Consider the following 24,788-nt stretch of genomic DNA (forward strand, 5'->3'; position numbering starts at 1 on the left):
ACGGACGGAAGACAGACAAGAAGACAGACGGAAGAGGCGGAAGAAACGGAAAAGGGCCCGGGGGACTCATCCAGTCACCCGGGCCCAGCCTCCGCCGGCCGCTACTCGGCCGTCACCACGCTCACTTCACCGATACCGAGGGCCCTGACCGGCTCCTCGATCTGCGCGGCGTCACCGACGAGGACGGTCACCAGCCGGTCCACCGGGAAGGCGTTCACGGCGGCCGCGGTGGCCTCCACGGTGCCGGTGGCGGCGAGCTGCCGGTACAGCGTCGCCTGGAAGTCGTCCGGCAGGTGCTGCTCGACCTGGTCGGCGAGCGTGCCCGCGACGGCTGCCGCGGTCTCGTACTTCAGGGGCGCCACGCCCACCAGGTTCTGCACGGCGACGTCCCGCTCGGCGTCCGTCAGCCCCTCGGCGGCGAGCGTGCGCAGCACCTTCCAGAGGTCGTCGAGCGCCGGGCCGGTGTTCGGGGTGTCCACGGAACCGCTGATGGCGAGCATCGAGATGCCCGTGCCGTCCGGGGCGGAGCGCAGCACCTGGCCGAACGCCCGTACGCCGTAGGTGTATCCCTTCTCCTCGCGCAGGACGCGGTCCAGGCGGGAGGTGAGGGTGCCGCCGAGGCAGTACGTACCGAGCACCTGGGCGGGCCACACGCGGTCGTGCCGGTCTGCGCCGACCCGGCCGATGAGCAGTTGCGTCTGTACGGCGCCGGGCCGGTCGACGATGATCACCCGGCCGGTGTCGTCGGCGGTCACCGAGGGCACGGGACGCGCCTCGGCCTGCGATCCGGTCCAGGCGCCGAGCGTGTCCGCGAGCAGCGCGTCGAGGTCGACGCCGGTGAGGTCGCCGACGACGACCGCGGTGGCCGTGGCCGGGCGCACGTGCTTCTCGTAGAAGGCGCGTACGGCCGCGGAGTCGATCGCGGTGACCGTCTTCTCGGTGCCCTGGCGCGGACGCGACATGCGGGAGTCCGCCGGGAAGAGCTGACGGGACAGCTCCTTGGCGGCCCGGCGGGCCGGGTTGGCGCTCTCGTGCGGGATCTCGTCGAGCCGGTTGCGCACCAGCCGCTCGATCTCGCCGTCGTCGAACGCGGGCGCCCTGAGGGCGTCGGCGAGCAGGCCGAGCCCCTTGGGCAGCCGGGAGACGGGCACTTCGAGGCTGAGCCGGACGCCGGGGTGGTCGGCGTGGGCGTCGAGCGTGGCGCCGCAGCGCTCCAGCTCGGCGGCGAACTCCTCGGCGGAGTGCTTGTCGGTGCCCTCCGAGAAGGCCCTCGCCATGATCGTGGCGATGCCGTCCAGGCCCTTCGGCTCGGCCTCCAGCGGGGCGGCCAGGAGCACCTCCACGGCGACGACCTGCTGGCCGGGGCGGTGGCAGCGCAGCAGCGTCAGGCCGTTGCCGAGCGCGCCGCGCTCGGGCGCCGGGAAGGCCCAGGGCCGGGCCTCGCCGGCCTGGGGCTGCGGGTGGAACTCCATCGTGGCGAGCTCGGTCACTTGGCCGCCTCCTCGTCGGTGTCGTCAGCGGCGGTGTCGGTGCCCTCGGAGGCGCCGGTCCCCTCGGGGGCGGTCGGCTCGTAGACCAGCACCGCGCGGTTGTCGGGGCGCAGGCGGGCCTCGGCGACCTCCCGCACCTCCTCCGCGGTGATGTCGAGGACGCGCTGCACGGCGGTCAGGGCGAGCTGCGGGTCGCCGAACAGGACGGCGTACCGGCACAGTTCGTCGGCGCGGCCCGCGACCGTGCCGAGGCGGTCCAGCCACTCGCGCTCCAGCTGGGCCTGCGCGCGCTCCATCTCCTCGGCCGTGGGGCCCTCCGCGGCGAACCGGGCGAGCTCCTCGTCGACGGCGGCCTCGATCACCGGGACCTCGACGTCGCCGGACGTCTTCACGTCGAGCCACCCCAGGGAGGGCGCTCCGGCGAGGCGCAGCAGGCCGAACCCGGCCGCGACGGCGGTGCGGTCGCGGCGTACGAGCCGGTTGTAGAGCCGGGACGACTCACCGCCGCCGAGGACGGTCAGGGCGAGGTCGGCGGCGTCGGACGCGCGCGTACCGTCCTCCGGGAGCCGGTAGGCGGCCATCAGCGCGCGGGCCGGGACCTCCTCCTCGACGACCTCGCGCAGCTGCCCGCCCATGGTCTCCGGGAGCGAGCCGTCGCGCGGGGCGGGCTTGCCGTCGTGGCCCGCGATGGAGCCGAAGTACTTCTCGACCCAGGCGAGCGTCTGCTCCGGGTCGATGTCGCCGACGATCGACAGCACGGCGTTGTTGGGCGCGTAGTAGGTGCGGAAGAAGGCGCGGGCGTCCTCGAGGGTGGCCGCGTCCAGGTCCGCCATCGACCCGATCGGGGTGTGGTGGTACGGGTGGCCCTCCGGGTAGGCGAGGGCGGTCAGCTTCTCGAAGGCGGTGCCGTAGGGGACGTTGTCGTAGCGCTGGCGGCGCTCGTTCTTGACGACGTCCCGCTGGTTCTCCATCGACTCCTCGTCGAGCGCGGCGAGCAGCGAGCCCATGCGGTCGGCCTCCAGCCAGAGGGCGAGCTCCAGCTGGTGCGTCGGCATGGTCTCGAAGTAGTTGGTGCGCTCGAAACTCGTCGTCCCGTTGAGCGAACCGCCCGCTCCCTGCACCAGTTCGAAGTGGCCGTTGCCCTTGACCTGGCCGGAGCCCTGGAACATCAGGTGCTCGAAGAGGTGGGCGAGCCCGGTGCGGCCCTTGACCTCGTGGCGCGACCCGACGTCGTACCAGAGGCACACCGCCGCGACCGGGGTCAGGTGGTCCTCGGAGAGCACCACACGCAGGCCGTTGGCCAGGCGGTGCTCGGTCGCTGTCAGGCCGCCGGAACCGGCCTCAGCTGTGGCCGTGTGACCCATGGGCATGTACGTCCCTTCGATCGCGGGGAAATGCTGAATTCCTGCTAGTCGTGCCACTGTATGCAAGCGCGCGGACAGCTGGCGAAGTTCCCGTGTCGCGTACGCCGGGAGCGAGCACGCCGACGCGCTCCGATCCCGTAGGACGGACCACCGGATCTCGTACCGTCGTACGGTCGTACGAGCGCGCACGCTCCCGGGCCGGCGACGGACCCGGTCGGGAGTCACCCCGCGGGGCGCTTCTCGAAGGGCGCTCCCGAGATCGCTCCCGAGGGGCGCGGGCAACTGCGCGGCCGGCGACGCGGTAGCGTCCTGGGACCTCCGCAGGCAGCTGGAGGCCGCGCCCGTCAGGCCTTTCGGGGCCCCCTCGATCGCGGTCGGCGAGGCCTGCCGGGGCGGTGGCGCGCCCGGTCCGTGAAGCCCGTACGGACGGGTCGTGGTCCGCGTTGTCAGTACCCAGGTCCACAATGGACCGCGTCAGAACCCGTTCATGCCCCGGCAGAGACTGTGAAGGAGTCGCAGCAGCGATGGCCCGCCGCAGCACGAAGACCCCGCCTCCGGACGACTTCGAGGAGCGCATCCTCGACATCGACGTCGTCGACGAGATGCAGGGCTCCTTCCTCGAGTACGCGTACTCGGTCATCTACTCCCGAGCCCTGCCGGACGCCCGCGACGGCCTCAAGCCCGTGCACCGCCGCATCGTCTACCAGATGAACGAGATGGGGCTCCGGCCCGACCGCGGCTACGTGAAGTGCGCCCGCGTCGTCGGCGAGGTCATGGGTAAGCTCCACCCCCACGGCGACGCCTCGATCTACGACGCCCTGGTCCGCCTGGCCCAGCCCTTCTCCATGCGGCTGCCCCTGGTCGACGGCCACGGCAACTTCGGTTCGCTGGGCAACGACGACCCGCCGGCCGCCATGCGGTACACCGAGGCGAGGATGGCCGACGCCACCTCCCTGATGACGGAGTCGATCGAAGAGAACACGGTCGACTTCAACCCGAACTACGACGGCCAGGAGCAGGAGCCCGCGGTCCTCCCGGCCGCGTATCCGAACCTCCTGGTCAACGGTGCGTCGGGCATCGCGGTCGGTATGGCGACCAACATGGCGCCGCACAACCTCGGCGAGGTGATCGCCGCCGCCCGCCACCTGATCCGCCACCCCGGCGCCGACCTCGACACGCTCATGAAGCACGTCCCCGGCCCCGACCTGCCCACCGGCGGCCGGATCGTCGGCCTGTCCGGGATCAGGGACGCGTACGAGAAGGGCCGCGGCACCTTCAAGATCCGTGCGACGGTCGCCGTGGAGAACGTGACGGCGCGCCGCAAGGGCCTCGTCGTCACCGAACTGCCCTTCACCGTCGGCCCGGAGAAGGTGATCGCCAAGATCAAGGACCTGGTCAACGCGAAGAAGCTGCAGGGCATCGCCGACGTCAAGGACCTCACCGACCGGGCGCACGGCCTGCGCCTGGTCATCGAGATCAAGAACGGCTTCGTACCGGAGGCCGTCCTGGAGCAGCTCTACAAGCTGACGCCGATGGAGGAGTCCTTCGGCATCAACAACGTGGCGCTGGTGGACGGCCAGCCGCTCACACTGGGCCTCAAGGAACTGCTGGAGGTGTACCTCGACCACCGCTTCGAGGTCGTGCGCCGCCGCAGCGAGTTCCGCCGTACGAAGAAGCGCGACCGGCTGCACCTGGTCGAGGGCCTGCTCGTCGCGCTGCTGGACATCGACGAGGTCATCCGCCTCATCCGCTCCAGCGACAACTCCACCCAGGCCAAGCAGCGCCTGATCGAGCACTTCTCGCTGAGCGAGATCCAGACGCAGTACATCCTGGACACGCCGCTGCGCCGGCTGACCAAGTTCGACCGCATCGAGCTGGAGACCGAGCGCGACCGGCTGAACGGTGAGATCGACGAGCTGACCGGCATCCTGGAGTCGGACTCCGAGCTGCGCAAGATGGTGTCGGGCGAGCTGGCCGCGGTGGCGAAGAAGTTCGGCACCGACCGGCGTACGGTGCTGCTGGAGTCCGCCGGTTCCACCACCTCGGCCGTCCCGCTGCAGGTGGCGGACGACCCGTGCCGGGTGCTGTTGTCGTCGACGGCGCTGCTGGCGCGCACGGCCAACGGCGAGCCCTTCGGGGAGGACGGGGCCAGGCGCGTCAAGCACGACCTGATCGTCTCCGCCGTTCCGGCGACGGCGCTGGGGGAGATCGGCGCGGTCACGTCCACCGGACGGCTCCTGCGCATCAACGTCATCGACCTCCCGCAGCTGCCCGAGACCGCCGCGGCCCCCAACCTCTCCGGGGGTGCGCCGATCTCGGAGTTCCTGAGCCTGGAGGGCGACGAGCAGGTGGTCTGCCTGACGACGCTCGACGAGTCCTCGCCGGGCCTCGCGCTCGGTACGCAGCAGGGTGTGGTCAAGCGCGTGGTGCCGGACTACCCGTCCAACAAGGAGGAGCTGGAGGTCATCACCCTCAAGGACGGTGACCGGATCGTCGGCGGGGCCGAGTTGCGCACGGGCGAGGAGGACCTGGTCTTCATCACCGACGACGCGCAGCTGCTGCGCTACCAGGCGTCCCAGGTCCGCCCCCAGGGCCGGCCCGCGGGCGGCATGACGGGTGTGAAGCTCACGGACGGCGCCAAGGTGATCTCGTTCACGGCGGTCGACCCGGCCGTGGACGCGGTGGTCTTCACCGTGGCGGGCTCGCGCGGCACGCTGGACGACTCGGTCCAGACGACCGCCAAGCTGACCCCCTTCGACCAGTACCCGCGCAAGGGACGCGCCACGGGCGGTGTGCGCTGCCAGCGGTTCCTGAAGGGCGAGGACTGCCTGAGCCTGGCGTGGACGGGCCCCGCTCCGGCACGCGCCGCCCAGAAGGACGGCACGCCCGCGGAGCTTCCGGAGATGGACCCGCGCCGCGACGGCTCGGGAGTCTCCCTGGCGAAGACGGTCTCGGTGGTGGCAGGCCCGGTCTAGAGCACGCCTTCCGTCTGCGCCTCCCGCTCCGGTAGGCCCGGTTCCTGTACGCCCGGTTCCTCTACATCCTGTTCTTGTACGTCCGATTCCTGTACGTCCGGTTCCTGTACGTATCTGAGGACGCCCCACATGCCGCGCTCATCGGCGTGCGGGGCGTCGTCCTTGCACGCCTCCAGTTCCTTGCCGAGCGCGAGGGTGTCGATGCCCGAGCCGATGAGCACGAGCTGGGTGAGGCGCTCCTCCCGCTCACCCGGGGCCCAGGGCTCCGGATAGAAGCGCAGGAAACGGCCCACGGCGTGGACGGCGTACCGGTTGCGGGGGTCGGACGGACCGAAGTCGACGTACCCCTTGATGCGGTACAGACCGTCGGACCTGCTGTCGAGGAAGCCCATCAACCGCCGGGGCGCGAGGGGCACGTCGGAGGTGAAGGAGAGGGATTCGTAGGCGGAGTGCAGATGCCGGCGGTGCTCGTCGGCCCCGCCGGACCCGCCGGGCTCATCCCTTCCCTCGGGCCGGTGGAGGTCGTCGAAGGAGAGCTGGCCGATACGGTCCCCGGCCGGCCGGCAGTCGAAGAGGAACTCGGGGTCGATCCGTCCGTACGAGGCGGACACGACGGCGGCACCGCCGGCGAGCGTCCGCACGAGCCCCAGCACCCGGTCGGGATCCGCCGCCCGGTCCGTCTTGTTGACGACGACGAGGTCGGCGACGGCGAGGTGCCGGTCGATCTCGGGGTGCTTCTCGCGGGTGGCGCCGAACTCTGCGGCGTCGACGACCTCGATGAGGCCGCCGTAGACGATGTGCGGGTTCTCGCTGGCGAGGAGCATCTTCACCAGCTCCTGCGGCTCGGCGAGGCCGCTCGCCTCGATGACGATCACGTCCATCCGGGCGGAGGGGTGGGCGAGCCGGTCCAGGTAGAGGTCGAGCTCGCTGGAGTCGACGGCACAGCACAGGCACCCGTTCCCGAGGGAGACGGTGGAGTCGCCGAGCGCCCCGGCCACGGCCATGGCATCGATCTCGATGGCCCCGAAGTCGTTGACGACAGCCCCGATACGACTGCCTCCACTGCGGTGCAGGAGATGGTTGAGCAGGGTGGTCTTACCCGACCCGAGGAAGCCGGCGAGGACGAGGACGGGGATCTGGCGGGGGCTCGCCTGACTCAACGTGCGACCTCTTTCACCAATGCGTACACCGGCTCACGGACCGGCTCTCACGACAGGAAACGAATGCCCGTCAAGGATACGAGCCGCCGGATACCACGAGGAGTGAACGATTGTTAGCGGCGCTCGCGGGGCACACGTCAGGCAAGGCGCCGAGTTGCGCGACCCGCGCTTCCCTCCGTGCGCCGCCTCTCCGCCTCCCAGTCGAACGGATCCGCTCGGGCACCCTGGGAGACGGCAAGCGCCGCCCAACGCTCGCCGGTCCCCATCAGTCGACCCGCACCCGACGACCGGCGGACGGCCGCCTGATCCGGGGGTTGACATGGTCACACAGAAAAGTGGCATGAGGGGGCTGGCTCCGGCCGCCGTAGCGGGTTTCGGCCTGCTGGCAGGAGCCTTGGCCGCCCTGACCGCACAGCGCCACACGATCGATTCGCTGCGCATCCGGCTCAGTTGCCTGGAGGAAGCGGCTCGCACGCAACAGCATGCCAATCTCGCGAACCAACAGCGCCTGCACTGGGAATTGTTGAGCAAGGCGATCGACAACCCGGAACTCGCCGAGGTGCTCGACGTCTTCAAGGGACCACTGTCCCCACAGCGGCGACGCCAGTTCCTCTTCGCCAACGCCCTCTACACGAACCAATTGTTCGCCTATCGGGTGGGCAACATCAGCCGCGAGGAGTTCTTCGGTCTGGTACGCGGCCTGCTCCAGAACCCCATCGTCCGCGACTACTGGTACGCGGGCCAGGAGCAGAGGGCGACCATCGCCGACGAATCCGATGAGGCAAAGCTAGGACGTATGGTCGACGAACTCCTGCGCCAACTGGAGGACACAGACGCGGACGAGTGGTGGGTGGTCGGAGAAACACCCCCCGACTAGAGGCCGGCCCATGACGGTACGGGCCGGCCGGTGCGCGTGACGGTCACGCGTCGGGGATGTCCGCCTTGGCTCTGAGAAGGGTCTCGCGTGTGATCACGACGATGCGTTCGTAGTCGGCACGGGAGGCGTCCCGAGGGAGATCCTCATCCAGTGAGTCGGTGAGATCCGTACCGATGATTGCGAAGCGTCCGTCGGACAATTCGAAGATGTCCGGGCAATTTGCTCCGCCTGCGCTGCCTCGATCGCGTGGAGATGCACCGAGTCGGCGGATAATCTGACTCACTGTTGTTTTTTCCTGTCTCACGGTCCGGCCGGTGCACGGTGACACACCGACTCAAATCCGCCCCTGCGAGTTGCCGGGACACCGGACCATTGCACCTTGCGGCGAGGTGCCCAACAGGCAGCTCGTCGAGGGCGTTGGAGCAACGTAAACCTCCGGCGCAGGGAAAGGCTGGGGGTTTATCAGTTCGTTACCGCCTCGACGTTCACTCACGCGAGTCGGACCGAAATGATACTGAAGTTGACCTTTTTGAGCTTACCGGTTGCAGCGTGACATTTCTTCACGCCGTCGGCACCACAACCGGCGCCCCCGGTCCCACGTACCGCGCCGCCGGCCTGATGATCTTCGGGTCGTCCGCCTGTTCCAGGATGTTGGCGCTCCAGCCGATCACGCGGGCCGCCGCGAACGTCGGGGTGAACATCTCCCTCGGGAGTCCGCACAGTTCCATGACGACGCCCGCGTAGAACTCCACGTTGGTATGCAGCTCACGCCCCGGCTTGAGCTCCGCCAGGATCGCCTCCACCCGGCGCTCGACCTCGACGGCGAAGTCGACCAGCGGACCACCGAACCCCTGCGCGATCTCGCGGAGCATGCGCGAGCGCGGGTCCTCCGTGCGGTAGACGGGATGACCGAAGCCCATGATCCGGTCGCCCGCCAGAACCCGTTCACGGATCCAGGAGTCGATGCGGTCGGGCGTCCCGATCGCATCGAGGGTGTCCAGCGCCCGGCTCGGCGCACCACCGTGCAACGGACCCGAAAGCGCCCCCACCGCCCCGACCAGGCAGGCCGCCACATCCGCACCCGTCGACGCGATCACCCGAGCAGTGAATGTTGACGCATTGAATCCGTGGTCAATGGTTGAGATCAGGTACTGCTCCACAGCCCGCACCCGGGCGGGCTCGGATTCCGAACCCGTCATCATGTAAAGGTAGTTGGCGGCATATGACAGGTCGTCCCGCGGCTCCACCGGATCGAGACCCCTCCCGAGCCGGTGCAGTGCCGTCAGCAGCGTCGGCACCGCCGCCGATGCCGCGAGCGCGTCCGCCCGGCGCTGTTCGCCGTCGAGGTCGTACACGGGCCGGAAGCCGCGCGCCGCGCCGAGCAGCGACAACGCGGTCCGCATCCCGGCGAGCGCCCCCGACCGGCCGCCGGCCGCGGCGATCGCGGGCAACGCGTCCCGCACCTCCCGCGGCAGCCACCGCAGCTCCCCGATCCGGGCGGCGAACGCGGAACGCTGTGCCGCGTCCGGCAGTTCACCGTGCACCAGCAGGTGCCACACGTCCTCGAAGCCACGGCTGCGCGCGAGTTCGACGGCCGAGTACTGGCGGTAGTGGTAGAAGCCTTCCAGACCCCTGACGTCACCCAGCTCGGTGTCGGTGACGACGACGCCCGCGAGTCCTCGCGGTACGTCGACGGGGGTACCGGCGGACGCACCCGCGGTCCTACCGGCCGCGACCCGATCGATCGACATGTCTGCCACCTTCAACTCGTTGTCCGGACTCGCTGACCTACGCTCGTTTCTTGTACTTGATTCGACTGTCCATGCTTGACTCAAATATTGTCAATGTTGATTTAGTCAATATGTAATCCGCGGATACGGTGACGCCATGAAGGATCAGGAAGCCGCCCCTACGCACGAAAGGCGGCGGATCAGCACCAGGGAAGCCGCCGAGCTGCTCGGTGTGAAGCCGGAGACGGTATACGCGTACGTGAGCCGCGGCCGGCTCGGCAGCCGGAGCAGTCCGGGCGGCCGGGGCAGCACGTTCGACCCCGGGGAGGTCGAAGCCCTCGCGCGCCGCAGCAGGCGCGAGCCCGCGGGGAGTGCGCCCGCGGTGGGCGGCCTCCCCGTCCGCACCCGGATCACCTTGATCGACGAGGACCGCTACTACTTCCGGGGCGTCGACGCGACGGAACTCGCCGCACACCACTCCTACGAAGAGGTCGCGGAGTGGCTCTGGACGGGCGTGCTGCGCCCCGGCGCCACCTTCACCGCCCCCGCGGCCTCCGTCGAGGTGGCACGCCGCGCCGTCGACGCGCTGCCCGAGCACACAAGTCCCACCGACCGGCTCCGCGTGGCCGCCATCGCCGCGGCGACCGCCGATCCCTTGCGGTTCGACCTCTCCGAAGAGGCCGTGCTGGGAACGGCCCGCACCCTGATCCCCACGCTCGTCGCCGCCCTGCCGCCCAAGTGTTACGGCCACACGGACGACGGTCCGCTCGCCCACCGGCTGTGGACCCGGCTCAGCGGACGTGAGGCACCGGAGGCATCCCTGCGGGCCCTGGACACGGCCCTCGTCCTGCTCGTCGACCACGACCTGGCCGCCTCGACCCTGGCGGTCAGGGTGGCCGCCTCGGCCCGCGCGCACGCGTACGCCGCCGTCTCGGCGGGTCTCGGCGTCCTGGAGGGCCCTCTCCACGGAGCGGCCAGCGGTCTGGCGCACCGGATGCTCCTCGAGGTCCTCGACCACGGCACGGCAGCTCCGGTGATCGCCGACGAGCTCCGTGCCGGACGCCGCGTCCCGGGACTCGGCCACCGCCTCTACCAGGGCGAGGACCCGCGCGCGCGGGCGCTGTTCGCCCTCCTCGAGGAGATGCCCGGTGCCCGTCCCGCCCTGGCGGCGGCTCAGGACGTCGTGGCCACCGCGGCCCGTCACGTCCCCCTGCACGCCAATATCGATCTGGCGCTCGCCGTCCTCACGGTCTCGTCCGGTATGCAGGCCTCGGCGGGCGAGACGATCTTCGCCGTGGCACGGACGGCCGGATGGATCGCCCACACCCTGGAGGAGTACGGCGAGGAACCCCTGCGGATGCGCCCGAGCGGACACTACGTAGGGGAGAGGCCACCCCGGCCGCTTCCGGAGCAGTGACACCACGCGTCCCAGAGGCGTTCGTAAGTCCGGTCAGGTTAGGCTCACCTCTGTGAGTACGTGCGCGAAGGTCTCACGAGACCTGGAAGAGCCCCTCGCGGGAACTGCCGCCACGGCGAGGACGTGGTTGCTGGTCGAACAGCCAGGTCCCTGGGGCGCCGACGCGCTGACCTCGAGCCACCTGGATCCCGCACTGGGCCGCGCCCTGGAGAAGGCGGCCGAGGGCACCGGCGTGCGCATCGCACTGATCCGGCGCCCGGGGCGTCACGCCGACCGCCGCACGATCGCCGAGCGCCAGGTGTACGCGGCCCACACCGCTCCGGGGAACGTATGGCTGCGCAACGCCGTCACATCAGACCCCGAACAGCTGCTCGGCCTTGATTTCGCCGCACTCGGCGGGGGCCGGCCCGGCACCTTCGACAAGGCTCTCGGTGGTCGCCCCCACCCCGGCGGCCCGCTCGCCCTCGTGTGCACCAACGGCAAGCGCGACCGGTGCTGCGCCCTCCTCGGCCGTCCCCTCGCCGCCGAACTCGCCGCCTCCGGAGTGGACGGCGCGTGGGAGGTCACGCACCTGGGAGGCCATCGCTTCTCGCCCACCCTCCTCGTACTGCCGTTCGGCTACGCCTATGGGCGCGCCGAGGCGCACGCCGTCAAGGAAGTCCTCCAGGGCGTACGGGAAGGCCGTGTCGTCACCGAGGGATGTCGTGGCGGTTCCGCGTGGGAGCGGCCCGGTCAGGCCGCCGAGCTGGCCGTGCGGGCGGCGGTGTCCGAGGACGCGGCCGACGCGCTCGACGTGATCCGTACCGAGGGCGGGGAGCCCCGCTGGGAGGTGACGGTCGCCCATGCCGACGGCCGCCGCTGGCTCGTCACGGTCGCCCAAGGCGCCTCGTCGCCGCCTCGGCCGGCGAGCTGCGGCTCGGTCCTGGGTTCGCCGGCGCGGATGGACGTGCTGGCGGTGCGCGAGCTGCCGCGTACTACCGGCATGGATCCCGCGCCCCGCTGACCAGGCGTTTCGACGAGATCCACGCCACACCTCCGACAGGCCCTCGCACCGCTCCCCGTACCGTCATGGGTATGAGTTCCCCTCCTCCTGCCCGACGACTGCGCCTCGGGATGCCGAAGCGGATGTTCTCGCAGGTGCTGCTGATGCAGGTGGCGATCGCCGCCGGAGTCGCCGTGCTCGCGACGGGCCTGTTCCTCGCGCCGCTCAGCGATCAGCTGGACGACCAGGCGATGCGTCGCGCGCTCGCGATCGCGCAGACCACGGCGGCGCAGCCGCAGCTCGCCGAGGAACTCGTGTCGACGGGTCCCTCCGCGGACGGTCCCGTACAGGCCGAGGCGGAGCGGGTCCGAAGGGCCAGCGGGGCCGAGTACGTCGTGGTCATGAACATGCGCGGGGTGCGCTGGTCGCACACCCATCCCGCCGAGATCGGCAGGCGCGTCTCCACCGACCCGCGGGAGGCGCTGGCCGGCCGGGAGGTCATGCAGATCGACGACGGCACGCTGGGCCGCTCGGCGCGCGGCAAGGTGCCGTTGCGCGACGCCGACGGCCTGATCGTCGGTGCGGTCTCGGTCGGTATCGAGTACGACAGCGTGCGTGCCCGTCTGATCCATGCGATCCCGGGGCTCTTCGCCTACGCGGGCGGTGCCCTGGCCGTCGGCGCGCTGGCGGCCTATCTGATCTCGCGACGGGTGCAGCGGCAGACCCGTGACCTGGCCTTCTCCGATATCGCCGGGCTCCTGGCGGAACGTGAGGCCATGCTGCACGGCATCAGGGAGGGCGTGGTCGCGCTGGACCGCGACGGCAGGATCCGGTTGCTCAACGACGAGGCACGGCGGCTGCTCGGCCTCGGCGACGAGGCCGTGGGGCAGCCGCTCGGCGCGGTGCTCGGTGAAGGACGCACGACCGATGTGCTGGCCGGGACCGTCGGCGGAACCGATCTGCTGACCGTCCGCGGGCAGCGGGTCCTGGTCGCGAACCGTATGCCGACCGATGACGGCGGGGCCGTCGCCACCCTGCGGGACCGCACGGAGCTGGAGCAGCTGGGCCGCGAGCTCGACTCCACCCGCGGCCTGATCGACGCCCTGCGCGCGCAGGACCATGAGCACGCCAACCGGATGCACACCCTGCTCGGTCTGCTGGAACTGGAGATGTTCGACGACGCCGTGGAGTTCGTCGGCGAGGTGGTCGGCGATCACAGGGCCACCGCGGAACAGGTCACCGAGAAGATCCACGACCCGTTGCTCGCCGCCCTCCTGGTGGGCAAGGCCACCGTCGCGGCGGAACGTGCGGTGGCCCTGCGGATCTCCGGGGGAACGCTGTTCCCCGACCGGCTGGTCGACCCGCGCGGGCTGGTCACGATCGTCGGGAACCTCGTCGACAACGCGCTCGACGCCGTCGCGGGCACCCGCCACGCGCGCGTGGAGGTCGAACTGCGGGCGGAAGGGCGTACGGCCGTGCTCGAGGTACGTGACACCGGGCCGGGGATCCCGGCCGGGCAACGCGAGCTGGTGTTCACGGACGGCTGGTCCACCAAGGAACCGCCGGCCCACCGCGGGCGCGGGATCGGACTGTCGCTGGTGCGCAGGCTCGCCGAGCGGCAGGGTGGCAGCGCGCGGGTCACCGAGGCGGAGGGCGGCGGCGCGGCGTTCACGGTCGTGCTGCCGGAGGCACTGGCCGAGCCGGGACCCGCGTCCGCACCGGGATCCGTGTCCCCACCGGGGCGCGCATCCGGGGCACCCGCACCGGAGCACGGGTCCGCATCCGCGGAAGCCGCCACGGCCACCGAGGAGGGATCGCGATGATCGAGGTACTGGTCGTGGACGACGACGTCCGGGTCGCCCAGGTCAACGCCGCCTACGTGGAGAAGGTCGCCGGCTTCCACGTGGCGGGCGAGGCGCACTCGGCGGCGGAGGCTCTGCGGCAGGTGGAGGCGCTGCCTCGGCTGGATCTGGTGCTGCTCGACCACTATCTGCCCGACGGGACGGGCCTCGCGGTCGTACGGGAGATGCGGCGGCGCGGTCACCAGACCGACGTGATCATGGTGACCGCGGCGCGGGACATCACCACGGTCCAGGCGGCGATGCGGCACGGCGCCCTGCAGTACCTGGTGAAACCGTTCGCCTTCGCCGGGCTCCGCGCGAAGCTCGAGGCGTACGCCGAGCTGCGCCGCACCCTCGACGGCGGCGGCGAGGCCGAGCAGGCGGAGGTCGACCGGATCTTCGGCGCGCTTTCGGCGGGCACCGAGCCGAACCTGCCCAAGGGGCACTCCCCCACCACCGCGGAGGCCGTGCGCCAGGCGCTGATGAACGCGCAGGGCCCCCTGTCCGCCCAGGAGCTCGCCGACCGGACCGGCCTCAGCCGGCAGACCGCCCAGCGCTACCTGAAGCTCCTGGAGCGCACCGGGCGGGCCACGCTGAGCCTGAAGTACGGCGACGCGGGCCGCCCCGAACACCGTTACGTCTGGGCGACCCGCGCCTGAGGTGCACCCGGGTCCGGGTCGGTCTGCGGCTCGGTCCGCCGTGGTGGCTCGGTCCGGCGTGGAGGCTCGGTCCGGCGTGGAGGCGCTCTCAGACCGCCCCCGCGCCCGTCAGTGCCCGTACCTCGGTCTCCGCGTACTTGGCCTCGTCCGGCGGCTCCGCCGAGGTGAGCGTGCCGAGCCAGCCCGCGAGGAAGCCCAGCGGAATGGACACCAGGCCGGGATTGTCCAACGGGAAGTACTGCAGGTCCACGCCCGGGAAGAGCGAGGCGGGGCTGCCCGACACCACGGGCGACAGCACCACCAGCACCAGGGCCGGCACCAGGCCCCCGTACACGGACCAGACCGCGCCGCGCGTCGTGAAGTTCCGCCAGAAGAGCGAGTACAGCAGGACGGGCAGATTCGCCGACGCGGCGACCGCGAAGGCGAGTCCCACCAGGAATGCCACGTTCAGGTCCCGCGCGAGCAGGCCGAGCGCGATGGCCACGATGCCGATCCCCACCGCGGCGGCGCGGGCCACGGCCACCTCGCTGCGCGGCTTCGCCCGCCGCCTCCGCAGTGACGCGTACAGGTCGTGGGCCACGGACGCCGAGGAGGCGAGGGTGATGCCGGCGACCACCGCGAGGATCGTGGCGAAGGCGATCGCGGCGACGATCGCGAACAGAACCGTTCCTCCGGTGGACGCGGTACCGCCCCCCAGGTCGAGCGCCAGCAACGGGACCGCCGTGTTCCCGGCCGCGTTCGATCCGCGTACGGCGTCGGGGCCGACGATCGCCGCCGCTCCGAACCCCAGCACGATCGTCATCAGGTAAAAGCCGCCGATCAGGCCGATCGACCAGACCACCGAGCGGCGTGCGGCGCGGGCGGTCGGCACGGTGTAGAAGCGCGACAGGATGTGCGGCAGCCCCGCCGTGCCGAGCACCAGCGCGAGGCCCAGGCTGATGAAGTCCAGGCGCGCCGTCCAGTCCCCGCCGTACTTGAGCCCCGGCGCGAGGAACGACCTCCCGTGCCCGCTGCGCTCCGCCGCCGTACGCAGCAACTGGTCGAAGTCGCCGTGGAACCGCATCAGGACGAGCACCGTCAGCGCCATCGCCCCGCCCATGAGCAGGACCGCCTTGACGATCTGGATCCACGTGGTGGCCCGCATGCCTCCGAACGACACGTAGACGACCATGAGCGCGCCGACGCCGATGACCGTCCAGGTCTGCGCCGCCTCGCTCGTGCCGCCGAGGAGGAGCGCGACCAGGCTGCCCGCCCCCACCATCTGCGCCACCAGGTACAGGACGGACACGGTCACCGAGGACGTTCCCGCCGCGATCCGTACCGGCCGCTCGCGCATGCGCGCGGCGACGACGTCGGCGAGCGTGTACCGGCCGCAGTTGCGGACCAGCTCGGCGACCAGGAAGAGCACGACGAGCCAGGCGACGAGGAAGCCCACCGAGTACAGCAGCCCGTCGTAGCCGAAGAGCGCGATCAGCCCCGAGATACCGAGGAAGGAGGCGGCGGACATGTAGTCGCCCGCGATGGCAAAACCATTCTCCATCGGCGAGAAGAGCCGGCCACCCGCGTAGAACTCCTCCGCCGAGCCGTGCCGGTGGCGGCTCACCCAGGTCGTGATTCCCAGGGTGATCGCGACGAACACGCTGAAGAGCAGCAGCGCCAGCGTCTGGTGGTTCCCGGTCACCGTCCACCACCCGCGACACCGCGCGTCAGTTCCTGTGTGTCCCAGCGCAGGTCGAGCGCGGCGCGGTCCCTGCGCAGCCGTGCGTGCCGCGCGTACGCCCAGGTGAAGAGGAAGGTCGTGAGGAACTGCCCGAGCCCCGCGACCATCGCCACGTTCACCGCGCCGGCGACGGGCCGCGCCATGAAGCCCGGTGCCGTGGTCGCCGTGACGACATATCCCACGTACCAGGTGAAGAAGACGGCGACGCTCGGGATCACGAACCTCCGGTACCGGCCGCGCACCTCCTGGAAGGCCGCACTGCGCTGCACCTCCAGGTAGACATCGGCGGCACGGGCGTCGTGGTCCTCCGGCCGCCCGCGCGCGGGCGGCACGGCGGGGGCCGGTGCGCCCGTGCCGTCCAGCTCGCCCCACCCGGAGGCGAGCGCGTCGTACCAGGGGTCGTCGATCCGGGCCCTTCCGGAGTCGGGACCGTCGTGCTTCTCCACCGAACTCTCCTTGTCCGCCGCCCGTTCCGGCCGCGTGCCCAAGGATGGACAGATCGGGAAGATCCCTGACTCTTCTCTCCGTGCACTTCACCCCATCAGGTGACCCACCCCCCTGGTGGGCGCACAAGTCTCTCCGCATGGGCGTAACGGCGGAGCGCGCAGGACACACGCCTGCGTCACACCCGCTCCCGCCACGAGGGCGGGGGTACGTCCGTGCCGTATGCCACGTTGTGCCCGTGCACCGGACGCGGTCCCCGCGCCCGGTGGGCCAGGGTGGCGGAGCGGACGAGCAGCGTCAGGGCGAGCCCGAGGAGCAGGCCGGAGGTGCCCTGGTGGAGACCGGACAGGGCCCCGAGACCGACCAGCGCGGCCCGCAGGGCCGTGCCGGCGATCCAGACGAGGACACCGGCCCTGCTGCCCCTGCTCCACACCGCTCCGTCCGGCGTGGCCCAGACGCGGGTGGTCCATCCCCAGCCGAGGCCGGTGACCAGGGCGATGAGCAGTTCGGCACCGAGCAGGAGGGCGGACGCCGTCCGATGGCCGGGATCGAGCAGGCCCGGCTCCCGCACGGCGAGGCAGACCAGCACCGCAGGCAGGACCCACCGGCGCCTGTCCGCCTCCGTCCGGCGGATGCGGAACTGGCGGGCGATCACCAGGATGACAACGGCGAGGATCGCCAGGGCATCGACGAGTCCGGACATCGCGGCCTCCGTGAGCGCGAGAGGAAGGTGCCGGCAGCGGGTGCTGCCGACGCCTTCGACGCTACGAAGACGGGCCGGTCCGCAGATCGGCGCCAGGGTGGATCAAGAGCGGATCAAGGGTGGATTCCGACGAGGGCCGCTCTCCACCCGAGGGTGGAGAGCGGCCCTGTCGCGTCCCCACCGCCCCCGCGGAGCCGCTCCCCGCGCGGGAGCCGCTATCCCAGGGTGCCGCTGCCCCGGGCGCCGACCGCAAGGCCGGACGGCAGCCTCGGGCAGCACCGCGGGCGGCCCCGTCGGATCACCGGCCCGCGGGATCGCCTACGCGTCGATGCGCGAGCGGTCCAGCGTCGCCGCGGAGCTGGAGATGAACTCCTTGCGCGGAGCGACGTCGTTGCCCATCAGCAGGTCGAACACCTGCTCCGAGGCTTCGAGGTCGGAGATGTTGATCCGGCGCAGGGTGCGGTGGCGCGGGTCCATCGTCGTCTCCGCCAGCTGGTCCGCGTCCATCTCGCCGAGACCCTTGTAGCGCTGGATCGAGTCCTTGTACCGCACGTTCTTGCGCTGGAGCTCGAGCATGGTCTCCCGGAGCTCACGGTCCGAGTACGTGTAGATGTACTTGTCCTGGCCCTTCTTCGGCTGGCTGAGTTCGATCCGGTGCAGCGGCGGCACCGCCGCGAACACCCGGCCGGCCTCGACCATGGGCCGCATGTAGCGCTGGAAGAGCGTCAGGAGCAGGCAGCGGATGTGCGCGCCGTCGACATCGGCGTCGACGAGCAGGATGATCTTGCCGTAGCGGGCGGCGTCGAGGTCGAACGTACGCCCCGACCCCGCTCCTATGACCTGGATGATCGCACCGCACTCGGCGTTCTTCAGCATGTCCGACACGGATGACTTCTGAACGTTGAGGATCTTTCCGCGGATCGGCAGCAGGGCCTGGAACTCGGAGTTCCGGGCGAGCTTGGCGGTGCCGAGCGCCGAGTCGCCCTCGACGATGAACAGCTCGCTGCGCTCCACGTCGTCACTGCGGCAGTCGGCGAGCTTGGCCGGCAGCGAGGAGGACTCCAGGGCGGTCTTACGGCGCTGCGCGTCCTTGTGCTGGCGGGCCGCGATCCGCGTACGGGCGGCGGCGACCGCCTTCTCCAGGACGACGCGGGCCTGTGCGGCCTGGTCCCGCTTGGCGGAGGTCAGGAACGCCTTGAGTTCCTTGGAGACCACGTTCGTCACGATGCGACGGGCCGCGGAGGTACCGAGAACCTCCTTCGTCTGCCCTTCGAACTGCGGCTCCGCGAGCCGTACGGTGACGACGGCCGTGAGGCCCTCCAGGGCGTCGTCCTTGACGACGTCGTCCTCGGCGACACGCAGCATCTTCTTGGTGCGCAGCACTTCGTTGATCGTCTTGGCGACCGCCTGCTCGTAGCCCGCGACGTGGGTTCCGCCCTTGGGCGTGGCGATGATGTTCACGAACGACTTGAGGTTCGTGTCGTAGCCGGTGCCCCAGCGCATCGCGACGTCGACGCCCAGTTCCCGGGTGACCTCGGTCGGGGTCATCTGGCCGTGGTCGTCGAGGACCGGAACCGTCTCCTTGAAGCTGCCCTGGCCGGAGAAGCGGAGCACGTCGCAGACGGGCTTGTCCGAGGCCAGGTACTCGCAGAACTCACTGATGCCGCCGTCGAAGCGGAAGGACTCCTCGCCCTTGCTGCCGCCCTCGCCGAGCCCGTACTCGTCGCGGACGACGATGGTCAGGCCGGGCACCAGGAAGGCGGTCTGCCGGGCGCGCTGGTGCAGGTTGTCCAGGGAGAGCTTGGCGTCCTTGAGGAAGATCTGGCGGTCGGCCCAGTAGCGCACCCGCGTGCCGGTGCGGTTCTTGGGAACCCTCTTGAGCTTGCGCAGCCCGGACGCGGCGTCGAACGCGGCGTCGGCACCGTTGCCCTTGAAGGCGCCGGGCGTACCGCGGCGGAAGCTCACCGCGTGGGTGTTGCCTCCACGGTCCACCTCCACGTCCAGACGGGCCGAGAGTGCGTTCACCACGGAGGCGCCCACGCCGTGCAGACCGCCGGACGCCGCGTACGAGCCGCCGCCGAACTTGCCTCCGGCATGCAGCTTGGTCATCACGACCTCGACGCCCGAGAGGCCGGTTTTGGGCTCGACATCGACCGGGATGCCCCGGCCGTTGTCCCGCACCTCGACCGAGCCGTCGTCGTGCAGGGTCACGTCGATGTGGTCGCAGTAGCCTCCGAGGGCTTCGTCCACGGAGTTGTCGATGATCTCCCAGAGGCAGTGCATCAGACCGCGGCTGTCGGTCGATCCGATGTACATGCCCGGGCGCTTCCGCACGGCCTCGAGGCCTTCGAGGACGAGCAGGTGCCGCGCGGTGTAGTTGGAACCGTCCCGGTCTGCTCCGGTCAGCAGGGCTGTGGACGGCACGGACGTCTCGGCGGTCACGCGGTTCGCTCCTCGCTGAATTTCAGTTGGGACCCTTTTGGGCAAGGGCCCGGCTTCGGTCACCGGTCCGAGGGTACCGAGGCCTGGTAGAGCCGTTGTAACGCCACCCTCGTCCCAAACGCAGACTAGTCCAGAGTCGTATGGGTGTTCGATCCCTCGTTGGAGTGAAGTACATATCACGTTCCCTTCGGGGCATGAACCATTTAGGCTCCGGGCACGTCCTCAAGAACAACCGGCAAGCCAGCCGGAGGACTGAACCTGACAGAGTGCGAAACCCGTAAGACACGAAGACACGCAATACGGCTCATTCGCCGCCAACCGGCAGCAGACAGCCGACTCGGAAAGATTTTTTTCGAGGAAGAGCCACAAGCGGGAACGTTTTCGGCCTGGTTGGATGTTGACCCTGGTACGACAGCTCGTCGAGCTAGAGAAGAGGCGACGTGACTACTGTTCTGACCCCCGCGAGCCCGCTGACGGCCGCTGACCGCTGCGACCGTTGCGGCGCCCAGGCATATCTGCGCGTCGTCCTCCTCAACGGTGGTGAACTGCTCTTCTGCGCCCACCACGGGCGCAAGTTCGAGCCGGAACTCAAGAAGATCGCCGCTGAGATACAGGACGAGACGGAGCGGCTGACCGCTGCTCCGGCAAGCGCCAACGACGAAGAGCACTGACCCTTCGCGCAGACGACGAGCCATCTCCGGCACAGGCCGGTGACCGGGCGGCCGCCCCTGAATCCCCAGGGGCGGCCGTTCGCGCTCGTGTCCCCGGAAGCCGTCCGGGAGACCTCGAAGCCACCTCTCAGGGCCCTCGGCCCAAACCCGGACCCGGGACCCGGGACTCGGGACTCAAACCCAGACCCCGGGCTTCGGGACTCAGGGCTCAGACCCGGAGTCCTTCACCCGGCTCCCGGGGCTCAGACCCCAGAACCCTTAAGCCGGTCCTCAGTGGCCCCCTCCAGCGCCGTGACGGCCCCTGAGACCCTCGTGTAGACCCCTGGGCTCCCCGCCCGCCCGCAACCGCCTCCCCACGACACGAGGCCGATCAGCAGCCCCTGAGCGACCAGTGGCCCGCCGCTGTCGCCCTGACAGGCGTCCCGGCCTCCCTGGGCCTGCCCCGCGCACAGCATGGAGCCGGCGAGGTACGTTCCGTCCGCGCTGCCGGGATAGGCCCTTCCGCAGACCGTGTCCGACAGCACCTTGACGCGCGCCGCCCGCAGAGCGCCCGCGTAGTCGCCGCTCCCCGTCATGTCGCCCCAGCCGTAGACCGCGGCGTCCGTACCAGGCGTGTACGCGGCGTTCCCGGCGCCGGCCATGCGGATGACCGAACCGGCGCCGAGCGGCTCCGCCAGGGTGAGCACGGCGAAGTCGCCGTCGTTCGTATAGCCGTCGTGCCGGGGGTTGATCCAGATGTCGCGTACGGCGATCTCCCGGCCCCCGCCCGCCTCCAGGTCGCCGCGTCCCGCGATGACCCGCAGGTCCCGGACCTTGCGCGGGGGAGCGCCCAGCACGTCCTCGCCCAGGCAGTGGGCGGCCGTCAGCACGGTGGACCGCCCGATCACCGCGCCCCCGCAGAACTGCCCCGCGCGGGTACCCCCGAACCGGTCACGACTGGACAGGGCCACCGTCCAGGGGGCCCCGGAGATCTCGACCGGGTAGCCGCCGATGACGACATCGGCCGTCGCGGGGACGGGAAGGGCCAGCGGTGTCACGGCCACCGCGGCCGCCAGGGCCAGTGCTCGGGCGAAGGGACGACGCATGCGCGCTCCTCACTCTGGGATTGTCATGAAACACCCAGCGTGATCCAGGCAGCCGCGCTCCGCACTCCGCGCCCCGCAGTTCGCACGGATCAGGCGCGGCTGCGCGGCTGCGTGACTCCGTGCGGACGGGGCCCACCCCCTGGCCGCACAGACCGAGGGCCCGGCTCCCCTGGCGGGGTGCCGGGCCCTCGGTGACGTACCGCGGCCGGGACCTGGTGGGTGACCCGGTCGGGACGTCCTCCTAGTCGAGGTAGTCGCGCAGGACCTGCGAACGCGAGGGGTGACGCAGCTTCGACATCGTCTTGGACTCGATCTGACGGATCCGCTCACGCGTCACGCCGTACACCTTGCCGATCTCGTCGAGAGTCTTCGGCTGGCCGTCGGTGAGACCGAAACGCATCGAGACGACGCCCGCCTCGCGCTCGGAGAGGGTGTCCAGGACCGAGTGCAGCTGCTCCTGGAGGAGCGTGAAGCTGACCGCGTCGGCCGGGACGACCGCCTCGGAGTCCTCGATGAGGTCACCGAACTCGCTGTCGCCGTCCTCACCCAGGGGGGTGTGGAGGGAGATCGGCTCACGACCGTACTTCTGGACCTCGATGACCTTCTCGGGGGTCATGTCGAGTTCCTTCGCCAGCTCCTCCGGGGTGGGCTCGCGGCCCAGGTCCTGGAGCATCTGGCGCTGCACGCGCGCGAGCTTGTTGATGACCTCGACCATGTGCACCGGGATACGGATGGTGCGGGCCTGGTCGGCCATGGCGCGGGTGATCGCCTGACGGATCCACCACGTGGCGTACGTCGAGAACTTGTAGCCCTTGGTGTAGTCGAACTTTTCCACCGCGCGGATCAGACCGAGGTTGCCCTCCTGGATGAGGTCCAGGAAGAGCATGCCGCGGCCGGTGTACCGCTTGGCCAGGGAGACTACCAGACGGAGGTTGGCCTCCAGGAGGTGGTTCTTGGCGCGGCGGCCGTCCTCGGCGATGATCTCCAGCTCGCGCTTGAGCTTCGGCGCCAGCTTGTCGGCGTTGGCCAGCTTGTCCTCGGCGAACAGACCGGCCTCGATGCGCTTGGCGAGCTCGACCTCCTGCTCGGCGTTGAGCAGCGGGACCTTGCCGATCTGCTTGAGGTAGTCCTTGACGGGGTCGGCGGTGGCACCGGCCGCGGCGACCTGCTGCGCGGGCGCGTCGTCCTCGTCCTCGTCGGACAGGACGAAGCCCTGCGCGCCGTCCTCGGTGGGCTCGTCGCCGGCCGCCTTGGCCGCGCCCGGGGTCTCCTCGGCGGCATCGTCGTCGACCAGCTCGGCGTCGTCCTTCTTGCCCGCGGTCTTCTTGGCCACCGCCTTCTTGGCGACAGCCTTCTTCGCGACGGCCTTCTTGGCTGCCGCCTTCTTGGCGACGGGCTTCCCGGCGGACGCGTCCTCGTCGGGAACGTCGGTGGCGGGCATCATCGGCGTGGCGGTGGCGGTGGCCTTCTTGGCCGTCGCCGTCTTCGCCGCCACGGTCTTGGTGGCGGTGCGCTTGGCCGGACTCTTCGCTGCGACGCTCTTCCGGGTGCGCTTGGGCTCCGCGGCACTGACCATCAGCGTCACACCCTCTTCCTCGAGGATCTGGTTGAGGCTGCGCAGTACGTTCTTCCACTGAGTGGCCGGAATCTGGTCAGCTTCGAAGGCCCGACGCACGTCATCGCCGGCGATCTGCCCCTCAGCCTTTCCCCGCTCAATGAGCGCCATGACAGAGACGGACTCGGCGATCTCCGGCGGGAGCGTACGGGATGTGCTGGCCGACACGAACAACCTCTCGGAACGTTGGAAAACGGCTTCCGGCCCCGTCCACTGCGGACCGGAGCCGACGACCGACGGCTTTGGAGTGGGCCGGCGGCGCGGGCGAGAGCCGGAAAGAGTCACAGCGCCTGAAGCGGCGCCCGTATTCCCTGCTCGGCTGTCACCTCTTAGGTCATCGCGCTGTTCCGAAGAGCGTTACGCCCAATCTGCGTGGCCCGAGTCACACCTCGTAAGCGCATAAAAGTAGCCATATGCGGTCATAGGTGGTCAGCCGGATGATTACAGCGTCTCATCACACCGCCGGGCCCCGTCGGCTTCTCATGGAATCCGATGAGGCCCGGCGGCAGACCGTTCCCCGGTCCGGCCGTGCGGAGCAGCCGTTCCCGGCCGCGCCGCCCGCGGCAGGCGATCAGTGCTCGCGCGGCGCGGGCACGACGCGCTCCACCTCGGGGTGGACGGTGAGCAGTTGCCGCATGGCGGCCTCGGCCGCCGAGGCGTCGCCCGCCGCGAGGGCGTCCGCGATACGGGCATGGTGCGCGAGAGAGCTCTCGTTCGGCCGCTCGCAGCCGGCGACCGGGCCGCCGGACACCTGGAGCGCGGACGAGACGATCCCGGAGAGGTGCTCCAGCATGCGGTTGCCGGCGACCTGGATGAGCAGGGAGTGGAACTCGGCGTCCGCCCGCGAGAAGGTGAGCGCGTCGCCCTGCCCCAGCGCGTGCCCCATGATCTCGACCATGTCGGTCAGACGCTGCTGGACCTCGGGTCGGCCGTGCCCGGCGGCGAGACGGGCGGCCAGCGGTTCGATCGTCCAGCGCAGCTCGCTCAGCTCGCGCCGCTGGTCGTCGCGCTGCGGTCCGAAGGCGCGCCACTCGATGATGTCCGGGTCCAGGAGGTTCCAGTCGCTGACCGGCCGCACCCGCGTGCCGACGTTGGGGCGGGCACTCACCAGACCCTTCGCCTCGAGCACACGGAGTGACTCACGGACGACGGTGCGGGAGACCTCGAACCTCTGCCCGATCTCCTCGGGCACGAGCGGGCGGTCCGCACCGAGGTCACCGGAGACGATCATCTGACCCAGCTGCTGGACCAGTTGTCCATGCAGGCCGCGGCCGCGACTGCCGCCGGTACGTCGGCCCACGCGCCCCATCTCCGGGTCCGTGGCATCCCACACGGAGGCGCCGAGGCGGTCCGCGCCGGGGGTCTCCGCGTAGGGGTAGCGATCGAGTTCGCCCGGTCCGGCGAGGCCGGAGTCTGCGGAACGGGCTGCGGTCATCATGGCGTGCGCAAGGGTAGTCACGGATCCTTTGTCGGCGTTGGCTCCAACTCCCTTGAGGTCTTTGGTGAAAAGCACACGAAAGGGTGATCGCTCACACCGTCGCAATTGACGCCTTATCGGAAGGAAGTGGGCGTTCTGCGCGGAGTTGTGTGCATGAGGGGAACGCGCGTGCATG

General features: G+C 70.4%; 19 protein-coding genes. 7 read left to right on the forward strand and 12 right to left on the reverse strand.

Going from position 1 to position 24,788, the window contains the following annotated elements; all coding sequences use genetic code 11:
- Positions 1-101 precede the first annotated feature (101 nt).
- Both QFZ75_RS10645 and QFZ75_RS10650 read right to left on the reverse strand, forming a co-directional pair.
- Positions 102-1,490, reverse strand: a complete 1,389-nt coding sequence (locus tag QFZ75_RS10645) for a pitrilysin family protein (protein ID WP_307535902.1) — start codon at positions 1,488-1,490, stop codon at positions 102-104.
- Positions 1,487-2,860, reverse strand: coding sequence for a M16 family metallopeptidase (locus QFZ75_RS10650; RefSeq protein WP_373465838.1), 1,374 nt, complete (start codon positions 2,858-2,860; stop codon positions 1,487-1,489). Before QFZ75_RS10650 ends, QFZ75_RS10645 begins: the two co-directional genes overlap by 4 nt.
- Before the next feature lie 518 nt (positions 2,861-3,378).
- On the opposite strand from QFZ75_RS10650, the gene QFZ75_RS10655 reads away from it, so the two are divergent.
- Entirely contained in the window at positions 3,379-5,829 is a 2,451-nt protein-coding gene (locus QFZ75_RS10655; protein WP_307535907.1) for a DNA topoisomerase (ATP-hydrolyzing) subunit A, read from the forward strand.
- Here QFZ75_RS10655 and QFZ75_RS10660 read toward each other — a convergent pair.
- Positions 5,826-6,989 (reverse strand): GTP-binding protein, encoded by a 1,164-nt coding sequence (locus QFZ75_RS10660; RefSeq protein WP_307535909.1) that lies wholly within the window; start codon positions 6,987-6,989, stop codon positions 5,826-5,828. The genes QFZ75_RS10655 and QFZ75_RS10660 overlap by 4 nt on opposite strands.
- A gap of 340 nt (positions 6,990-7,329) precedes the next feature.
- Between QFZ75_RS10660 and QFZ75_RS10665 the strand changes: the two genes are divergently transcribed.
- Positions 7,330-7,866 carry a DUF6082 family protein gene (locus QFZ75_RS10665; RefSeq protein ID WP_307535911.1) on the forward strand — a complete coding sequence of 179 codons (537 nt, stop codon included), beginning with the start codon at positions 7,330-7,332 and terminating at the stop codon, positions 7,864-7,866.
- A 43-nt stretch (positions 7,867-7,909) separates the two neighbouring features.
- On the opposite strand, the gene QFZ75_RS10670 is transcribed toward QFZ75_RS10665, so the two are convergent.
- Both QFZ75_RS10670 and QFZ75_RS10675 read right to left on the reverse strand, forming a co-directional pair.
- Positions 7,910-8,149, reverse strand: coding sequence for a hypothetical protein (locus QFZ75_RS10670; RefSeq protein ID WP_307535913.1), 240 nt, complete (start codon positions 8,147-8,149; stop codon positions 7,910-7,912).
- 277 nt (positions 8,150-8,426) lie between these two features.
- Positions 8,427-9,617, reverse strand: coding sequence for a citrate synthase/methylcitrate synthase (locus QFZ75_RS10675; protein ID WP_307535915.1), 1,191 nt, complete (start codon positions 9,615-9,617; stop codon positions 8,427-8,429).
- A gap of 136 nt (positions 9,618-9,753) precedes the next feature.
- On the opposite strand from QFZ75_RS10675, the gene QFZ75_RS10680 reads away from it, so the two are divergent.
- From QFZ75_RS10680 to QFZ75_RS10695, 4 genes are all read left to right on the forward strand, one after another.
- Positions 9,754-11,013 (forward strand): citrate synthase, encoded by a 1,260-nt coding sequence (locus QFZ75_RS10680; RefSeq protein ID WP_307535916.1) that lies wholly within the window; start codon positions 9,754-9,756, stop codon positions 11,011-11,013.
- A 52-nt stretch (positions 11,014-11,065) separates the two neighbouring features.
- The gene (locus QFZ75_RS10685; RefSeq protein WP_307535918.1) at positions 11,066-12,016 is read left to right on the forward strand and encodes a sucrase ferredoxin; all 951 of its coding nucleotides are present in this window, start codon (positions 11,066-11,068) and stop codon (positions 12,014-12,016) included.
- Between the two features lie 71 nt (positions 12,017-12,087).
- Positions 12,088-13,818 (forward strand): sensor histidine kinase, encoded by a 1,731-nt coding sequence (locus QFZ75_RS10690; RefSeq protein WP_307535920.1) that lies wholly within the window; start codon positions 12,088-12,090, stop codon positions 13,816-13,818.
- Positions 13,815-14,495, forward strand: a complete 681-nt coding sequence (locus QFZ75_RS10695; RefSeq protein ID WP_307535922.1) for a response regulator — start codon at positions 13,815-13,817, stop codon at positions 14,493-14,495. Before QFZ75_RS10690 ends, QFZ75_RS10695 begins: the two co-directional genes overlap by 4 nt.
- Positions 14,496-14,583: 88 nt before the next feature.
- On the opposite strand, the gene QFZ75_RS10700 is transcribed toward QFZ75_RS10695, so the two are convergent.
- From QFZ75_RS10700 to QFZ75_RS10715, 4 genes are all read right to left on the reverse strand, one after another.
- On the reverse strand, positions 14,584-16,176 hold the full coding sequence (locus tag QFZ75_RS10700; protein WP_307535924.1) for a cation acetate symporter: 1,593 nt from the start codon (positions 16,174-16,176) through the stop codon (positions 14,584-14,586).
- A complete protein-coding gene (locus QFZ75_RS10705) occupies positions 16,173-16,661 on the reverse strand; it encodes a DUF485 domain-containing protein (protein WP_307535926.1) in 489 nt (162 codons plus the stop codon). Before QFZ75_RS10705 ends, QFZ75_RS10700 begins: the two co-directional genes overlap by 4 nt.
- Before the next feature lie 176 nt (positions 16,662-16,837).
- Positions 16,838-17,362 (reverse strand): DUF1453 domain-containing protein, encoded by a 525-nt coding sequence (locus QFZ75_RS10710; protein ID WP_307535928.1) that lies wholly within the window; start codon positions 17,360-17,362, stop codon positions 16,838-16,840.
- Between the two features lie 318 nt (positions 17,363-17,680).
- Entirely contained in the window at positions 17,681-19,804 is a 2,124-nt protein-coding gene (locus tag QFZ75_RS10715; RefSeq protein WP_307535930.1) for a type IIA DNA topoisomerase subunit B, read from the reverse strand.
- A 440-nt stretch (positions 19,805-20,244) separates the two neighbouring features.
- Between QFZ75_RS10715 and QFZ75_RS10720 the strand changes: the two genes are divergently transcribed.
- Complete coding sequence (locus QFZ75_RS10720) at positions 20,245-20,475, forward strand: hypothetical protein (RefSeq protein WP_107021495.1); 231 nt, start codon at positions 20,245-20,247, stop codon at positions 20,473-20,475.
- Between the two features lie 242 nt (positions 20,476-20,717).
- Here QFZ75_RS10720 and QFZ75_RS10725 read toward each other — a convergent pair whose 3' ends face one another.
- The 3 genes from QFZ75_RS10725 to QFZ75_RS10735 form a co-directional block, all read right to left on the reverse strand.
- A complete protein-coding gene (locus QFZ75_RS10725) occupies positions 20,718-21,560 on the reverse strand; it encodes a serine protease (RefSeq protein WP_307535932.1) in 843 nt (280 codons plus the stop codon).
- 241 nt (positions 21,561-21,801) lie between these two features.
- The gene (locus QFZ75_RS10730; RefSeq protein ID WP_307535933.1) at positions 21,802-23,349 is read right to left on the reverse strand and encodes an RNA polymerase sigma factor; all 1,548 of its coding nucleotides are present in this window, start codon (positions 23,347-23,349) and stop codon (positions 21,802-21,804) included.
- A 397-nt stretch (positions 23,350-23,746) separates the two neighbouring features.
- Complete coding sequence (locus tag QFZ75_RS10735) at positions 23,747-24,634, reverse strand: FadR/GntR family transcriptional regulator (RefSeq protein ID WP_307535935.1); 888 nt, start codon at positions 24,632-24,634, stop codon at positions 23,747-23,749.
- Positions 24,635-24,788: the final 154 nt, after the last annotated feature.

This window comes from Streptomyces sp. V3I8 (assembly GCF_030817535.1).
Taxonomy (GTDB): Bacteria; Actinomycetota; Actinomycetes; order Streptomycetales; family Streptomycetaceae; genus Streptomyces.

Bases quoted from the DNA above. Each gene is read 5' to 3' on its own strand.
- QFZ75_RS10690 (WP_307535920.1), top strand. From the start codon at position 12,088: ATGAGTTCCCCTCCTCCTGCCCGACGACTGCGCCTCGGGATGCCGAAG.
- QFZ75_RS10710 (WP_307535928.1), bottom strand. From the start codon at position 17,362: ATGTCCGGACTCGTCGATGCCCTGGCGATCCTCGCCGTTGTCATCCTG.
- QFZ75_RS10695 (WP_307535922.1), top strand. From the start codon at position 13,815: ATGATCGAGGTACTGGTCGTGGACGACGACGTCCGGGTCGCCCAGGTC.
- QFZ75_RS10680 (WP_307535916.1), top strand. From the start codon at position 9,754: ATGAAGGATCAGGAAGCCGCCCCTACGCACGAAAGGCGGCGGATCAGC.
- QFZ75_RS10725 (WP_307535932.1), bottom strand. From the start codon at position 21,560: ATGCGTCGTCCCTTCGCCCGAGCACTGGCCCTGGCGGCCGCGGTGGCC.
- QFZ75_RS10675 (WP_307535915.1), bottom strand. From the start codon at position 9,617: ATGTCGATCGATCGGGTCGCGGCCGGTAGGACCGCGGGTGCGTCCGCC.
- QFZ75_RS10665 (WP_307535911.1), top strand. From the start codon at position 7,330: ATGAGGGGGCTGGCTCCGGCCGCCGTAGCGGGTTTCGGCCTGCTGGCA.
- QFZ75_RS10655 (WP_307535907.1), top strand. From the start codon at position 3,379: ATGGCCCGCCGCAGCACGAAGACCCCGCCTCCGGACGACTTCGAGGAG.
- QFZ75_RS10650 (WP_373465838.1), bottom strand. From the start codon at position 2,860: ATGCCCATGGGTCACACGGCCACAGCTGAGGCCGGTTCCGGCGGCCTG.